Raw genomic sequence first — 4512 nt, forward strand, 5'->3', positions numbered from 1 at the left:
TTATTTTAACTTGCTGTTTGCCGTTTAAAAATTACTATCTCAGTCCCAACAACCGGGTTACGAGCTATCAGCGTATTTTGGGAATCAATAATTTCTAAATGAGTAAAATCAAGTTCTTGAGAGCGTTGTAATATCTCCGCAGCTAGTTTGTCTTGCTGAGATTCATTGAGAGTGTACCAATCATTACTAATTTTGACAGTCAAGTTACTTGTACGGAAGTTGGCTTGAATTGACTTTATCAGACCAGAGGCAATGCGATCGCTAATTTCAGCTACCTGATTTTCAATAGCCGCAATCAAAGCTTGTTCGGGTGTCAATTCTATGATAGGTGTTGGCGTTGGCGTTGGCGTTGGCGTTGGTGTTGGGATTGGCGTTGGCGTAGGAATTGGTTCTGGTTCTGGTTCCGGCGTTGGTGTAATTTGTACTTCTGGCGGTGGCGTAACTTCCTCTGGTGGCTGTGGCGGCTGTGGTTCTGGTGCAACTGACTCCGGTGGAGTAGTTATCGTTGGTGTTGGTATGGGAACCTCTTCAACTGGGGGAACAGTTGCTATTTCCGTAGGTTTCCCAGTAAAGATAGTCGTAGTTGTCCAAACGAGAATTACAGCAATTCCAGTCACAATTCCCGTCAAAGCTGTATCTGATAACTTTGTTGACAAATTTGATGGTAAAAACAAGCGGATTGTCCTTAAAAGTCCACCCCACCTCAACAGAAGCTGCTGAAAAAAACCAGGTTTTTCCTCAGAACCAGGTGTGGGTGCTGTCTCCAGTTTCTCCACCGTTACTTCTAAAACCCCAATCGTCCCTTGGAGAAGTTGGATAATTTTAGCCTTCCAAAATGGCTGAACTCTCTGGTAAGGTTTTTGAGGAGGTTGAGTTATCTGCTCATCCGTAGGTTTTGACTGATTGTCTTGTGACATGGAACTTTCACCAAAAGCCGTGAATCAAAGACAAACAACGTACATTATTACTGGTGCTGCCTTCTTTTGCATTAATGTATCACTTCATTGCTCATTGTTTCCGCTAAACTGACTATTTATTAAATTTGGTGAATTATGAAACTGAAACGCCGTCAATTTTTATTTTTAAGTAGCGTCAGCGCCATTGGTACAGGATTTTTAAGCTGGATGTTAGCTCATGAAAATCATCAAAGTGTTGATATTAGCGATTCAACAACAGCTATAGCCGCCAACCCGGCTAAAAAAGACTTGTTATTACGTTTTGTGTCTGTGGCTGATACAGGAACTGGCGCTAAAGGACAGTATGCTGTAGCTGGGGCAATGAATTTTTATCACAGGCAAAATCCTTATGATTTAGTTGTTTTAGCTGGAGATAACATTTACAACAACGGCGAAATCGAAAAAATTAATGCAGTTTTTGAGCGTCCCTATCAATTTTTACTCAAGCAAGGTGTGAAATTTCAGGCTTGTTTAGGTAATCACGATATTCGTACTGAAAATGGTGATCCACAAGTCAAGTATGCTGGCTTTAATATGAAGGGAAGACGTTACTATACATTTAAACGTAATCAAGTGCAATTTTTTGCTTTAGATACGAACGGTAATGCTGATTGGAAGAATCAGCTAACTTGGTTAGAAAAAGAATTAAGTCTTAGTAAAGCTCTTTGGAAAGTCGTATTTGGACATCATCCAATTTATTCATCCGGTCACTACGGAGTCAATCAAAGTTTTATTAAAATCTTCACTCCTCTGTTTCAAAAATACGGCGTTCAACTCTACATAAATGGTCACGACCATACTTATGAACGCACTCGTGCTATTAATGGAACGACTTATCTAGTTACTGGTGCAGGTGCAGGCACTCGTCCTATAGGGCGTTCAGAATGGACAGAGTATTCTGCTGAGAAGCTTAGTTTTGCGGCGTATGAGGTGTATCCAGATAGAATAGAAGTAAGTGCGATCGCTACTGATAATCGCGTTTTTGATAAAGGTATTATTCAATTAAAATCAGCTTAGTTATATGACTCAGCAAGAACTTCCTTCTGCACTCAACAATATTATAGAATCATCTCAAACACCAGAGACTCTATTTTCTGCACTGTTACCAGCTATAGGCGATTTTCTACAGTCTGATAGATGTTTTCTATACCTGCATAATCCACAAAATGACCTTGGTAGAGTCGCCTTTTGTTGGATTCGCACTCCAGATGTACCTACTGTTTACAATGAAGACTGGGCAGCACAACCCCCAACTTTAGTAGATGAAGATCCGATGTTTGCGGCTGCATTACATGCTAAACCTTCAATCTTTGTCGAAGATGTAGAAACTGCTGAACCTCAAGTGTTAAATCGGGAGTTTGAACAGAAGTATTTTGGACATCGCGCCCTTATTCATGCCCATATCCGCCAGGATGGGAAACTCTGGGGAATTTTACAACCATGCATTTTTGGTCATCCCAGAGTTTGGACTGAATATGAACGAGGGGTGATTAATAATCTTGTCGAAAAAATTACACCTATAACAATTTATTACGTAAAGTCTGCTTTTGATTAGCTGTTTTATTTTTCGATTTGTTAGCCGTAGTAAATTACGTTCAGCGTTGTTAAAACTATGAAAGTCAAGCGCCTGAAAATGCAATCCTTCCGTGGAATCGGCGATTTGACCCTGGAGTTTGATGAAACGGGGCCAACGGCACTAATTGGTATTAACGGCGTTGGGAAATCGAGCATTCTTGATTGTCTAGCTATTTTTTTATCACAGTTTACAGCATATATTCAAAGTTCTTCGGATTCCATACGTTTTTTTAATAATAAAGACATTAGTAATGGCTGTGAGGAAACACATAATGAAATTACATTTTTAATAGATTCGCAGGAGATAGTTTTAAATATAACTAAAATTAGTTCAGGTGATATTCAAGAATCTCTGACAAGACATAGAGAGCTTTTTCAGTTTAGCCTTTTGCTCAAGGAAAAGTTTCAGATGCAACAAATATCAAATAGTGAATATCAGAAATTGCAACCAATATTAAACTCTATATTTACAACTATTGATCCTGAAATTTCTGATCCTGTTAGTATGGATAATGATAACCCTGCTACTCTTTCTAGTCTTCAATACACAAAAGGTTTACAAGCTGTAGTTGATGCTCTGCGTGATCAATTAGAAAATGGTTTTGAAGCCAACATTCCTTTAGTAATCTACTACCCTGTTAATCGTGCTGTTATTGACATGCCTTTAGAGATTTCAGAGGTAAGTTCATTTAAGCAAGTGGATGCATATAATCAGGCACTTACAGGAGGAAGAATAGACTTCAAAACATTTTTTGAATGGTTTAGAAATCGAGAAGACTTAGAGAACGAAAGACGAAGAGATAATCCTGATTATCGAGACAAACAATTAGAAGCAGTCAGACAAGCTATATCTTCATTAATACCAGAATTCTCGAATTTACGGGTTGAGCGTTCACCTCTGCGAATGACTGTTAGAAAAAGAAGTGAAAAACTGATCGTTAATCAGCTATCTGATGGGGAGAAATGCTTGTTGGCAATGGTGGGAGATTTAGCAAGACGATTAGCGATCGCTAACCCTAGTTTACCAGATCCACTCCAAGGTAGTGGTGTTGTTTTAATTGATGAAATTGAACTCCACCTACACCCCAAATGGCAACGAGAAATTATTCCTGCTTTGACAAGAACATTCCCTAATTGTCAATTTATCGTCACTACTCATTCGCCTCAAGTAATTAGCCAAGTCAAGCCAGAAGGAATTTTTATTCTAGAAAAAACAGATGAAGGTGTTGTTGCTAAAAAACCAGAAAGTTCCTTTGGGAGAGATAGCAATCGTATATTAGAAGACCTCATGGGTGTTCCAGAACGTCCCAAGGAAATTAAGGAAAGTCTTTTAGAACTTTTTCGACTAATTGATGCTGGAAATATTGAAGGTGCTAGGCAATTACGTCAACAATTGGCTATTGAAATTGGAGCAGATGAGCCAGAGTTTGTTAAAGCGGATGTACTCATTCGGCGGAAGGAAATTCTCAACCGATGAAGTACATCAAAAAGAGCCAGGAACCAGAAAAATTTACCAATTGGAAGGCTCTGGAAAATGATGATTGGAAACCTAATTGGGATGATAATTTTCAAACACCAGAAAAACCTGTTGTACATGATGCTTTACTGAAGGAACAGGGATATATCTGTTGCTATTGTGGAATGCGTATCACCAAAGAAACTAGCCATATAGAACACCTCAAACCTCGTAGTACTTATCCAAATCTGGCACTGGAGTACACAAATCTCATTGCTTCATGTCAAGGAGAGAGTGAAGAACCTCCTACTGTTCCAGTGCATTGCGGACATAAGAAAAAGTATTGGTACGATGAAAATTTGATGGTTTCACCTTTGGAAATAAACTGTGCTGATTTTTTTAAATATCCTGCTTCTGGTGAAATTCAACCGACAGATAATCCAAGTAAAAAAGCTGTTGCTGAAACAACAATTAAGAAGCTTGCACTTGACATTGACAAACTGCAAAAGATGCGTAGAGTAGCAA

5 protein-coding genes are annotated in these 4512 nt (G+C 38.9%); 4 read left to right on the forward strand and 1 reads right to left on the reverse strand.

The genetic code is table 11. The annotated features are described in order from the left end of the window. Positions 1-5: 5 nt before the first annotated feature. Positions 6-917 carry a hypothetical protein gene (locus IQ229_RS14395; RefSeq protein ID WP_194044760.1) on the reverse strand — a complete coding sequence of 304 codons (912 nt, stop codon included), beginning with the start codon at positions 915-917 and terminating at the stop codon, positions 6-8. A 135-nt stretch (positions 918-1052) separates the two neighbouring features. On the opposite strand from IQ229_RS14395, the gene IQ229_RS14400 reads away from it, so the two are divergent. The 4 genes from IQ229_RS14400 to IQ229_RS14415 all read left to right on the forward strand — a co-directional run. Further along, on the forward strand, positions 1053-1973 hold the full coding sequence (locus IQ229_RS14400) for a metallophosphoesterase family protein (RefSeq protein ID WP_194044761.1): 921 nt from the start codon (positions 1053-1055) through the stop codon (positions 1971-1973). Positions 1974-1977: 4 nt separating this feature from the next. Then, positions 1978-2511 (forward strand): GAF domain-containing protein, encoded by a 534-nt coding sequence (locus IQ229_RS14405; RefSeq protein WP_194044762.1) that lies wholly within the window; start codon positions 1978-1980, stop codon positions 2509-2511. A gap of 78 nt (positions 2512-2589) precedes the next feature. Beyond that, entirely contained in the window at positions 2590-4008 is a 1419-nt protein-coding gene (locus IQ229_RS14410) for an AAA family ATPase (RefSeq protein WP_409339933.1), read from the forward strand. Then, positions 4005-4512: retron system putative HNH endonuclease (locus IQ229_RS14415; protein WP_194044765.1), on the forward strand; the 508-nt coding region annotated here is incomplete at its 3' end. The genes IQ229_RS14410 and IQ229_RS14415, both read left to right, overlap by 4 nt.

The organism is Nostoc cf. edaphicum LEGE 07299 (genome assembly GCF_015207245.1).
Taxonomy (GTDB): domain Bacteria; phylum Cyanobacteriota; class Cyanobacteriia; order Cyanobacteriales; family Nostocaceae; genus Nostoc; species Nostoc edaphicum_B.